Here is a 1,667-nt window from a genome sequence, read left to right on the forward strand (position 1 = left end):
GACCTCATGCGCGCCGAGAACATGCTTGATTGCGTGCAGCTTTTGCATTTTCATCTGGGTTCCCAGATTCCCAACATCCGTGACATCCGTACCGCCGTGCACGAGGCCGCGCGCATGTACGCCGAGCTGGCCAAGGAAGGCTGCGCCATGGGCTTTCTGGACCTGGGCGGCGGCCTGGCCGTGGATTACGACGGCTCGCACACCAATTATGCCAGCAGCCGCAACTACACCCTGGAAGAGTATTGCACGGATATCGTGGAGTCGGTCATGGCCACGGTGGACGAGCACGAGTTGCCGCATCCGCACATCCTGACCGAGTCCGGCCGGGCCACGGTGGCCTATTATTCGGTGTTGCTCTTCAATGTTATGGACGTGAGCCGCCTGGAGGACCGCGTCGTGCCCACGGCCCTGACCGAGGATGATCCCGAGGCCGTCCATAACCTGCTCGAGGTCTACAATTCCCTGTCGCTGAAGAACCTGCAGGAATGCTATAACGACGCCATTTATTACCGCGACCAGATCCGTCAGCTGTTTCGACTGGGCCAGTGCAGTCTCAGGCAGCGGGCCGTGAGCGATATCATTTTTTGGGCCGTGATCCGCAGTATCGCCGAAAAAATGCCGGAGATGAAAAACCCGCCCTCAGCCCTGAAGGATATCGATCTGGCTCTGGCCAGCATCTACTATTGCAATATGAGCGTCTTCCAGTCCCTGCCCGACGCCTGGGCCATCGGGCATCTTTTTCCGATCATGCCCGTGCACCGGTTGGAGGAGTTCCCCAGCGAGCAGGCCATTTTGGCCGACATCACCTGCGACAGCGACGGCAAGCTGGACAATTTCATCGACATCCACGGCGTCAAGCGCGTCCTTGAGCTGCATGCGCTCAAGCCATGCGAACCGTATTACCTGGGCGGTTTTTTGGTCGGGGCCTATCAGGAAACCCTGGGCGACCTGCACAACCTTTTCGGCGATACCAACGTGGTCAGTGTGCGTATCAATGAGGACGGCACCTACGACCTGATCCGCGAGCTGGAAGGGGACAGCGTGGCCGATGTCCTTTCTTATGTGGAGTTCGAGCCCAAGCAGGTTCTGGAGAATTTCCGCAAGGTGGCGGAGCAGGGCGTGCGCCAGGGCAAGATCAGCCCTCAGGAGCGTTTCATGATCATGCGCGCCTATGAGCGGGGGCTGCGCGGCTACACCTATTTGAACGCGGATCGGGACTGTGGTTCCGACGCCTGCGACGGAACCGTGACCGGTTTGTAATCCGAAACCACAGCCATTGTAAGGAGGAATGTCATGTCCAAGGTTCTTATTATTGGTGCTGGCGGTGTTGGCCATGTGGTGGCCCATAAATGCGCCCAGGTTCCGGAGGTGTTCACGGAGATCATGCTGGCCAGTCGGACCAAGTCCAAGTGCGACGCCATCGCCGCGTCGGTCAGGGAGAGGACCGGGCGGACCATCCAGACCGCCGCGCTCGATGCCGACAACGTCGCCGAGACCGTGGCCCTCATCAAATCCTTTGGCCCCAAGCTGGTCCTCAATGTCGCGCTGCCGTATCAGGATCTGGCCCTCATGGACGCCTGCCTGGAAACGGGCGTGGATTATCTGGACACGGCCAATTACGAGCCCCTGGACGAGGCCAAGTTCGAGTACAAATGGCAGTGGGCCTA

The 1,667-nt window shown here is 59.4% G+C and carries 2 protein-coding genes; both read left to right on the forward strand.

The annotated features are described in order from the left end of the window. A partial coding sequence (gene speA / locus EOL86_14605) for a biosynthetic arginine decarboxylase (GenBank protein NCD26803.1) occupies positions 1–1,260 on the forward strand: 1,260 nt, incomplete at its 5' end. A 33-nt stretch (positions 1,261–1,293) separates the two neighbouring features. Further along, positions 1,294–1,667, forward strand: a 374-nt coding sequence (locus EOL86_14610) for a saccharopine dehydrogenase family protein (protein NCD26804.1), incomplete at its 3' end; no start/stop codon positions are given.

It is taken from the genome of Deltaproteobacteria bacterium (assembly GCA_009930495.1).
Classification (GTDB): Bacteria; Desulfobacterota; Desulfovibrionia; order Desulfovibrionales; family Desulfomicrobiaceae; genus Desulfomicrobium.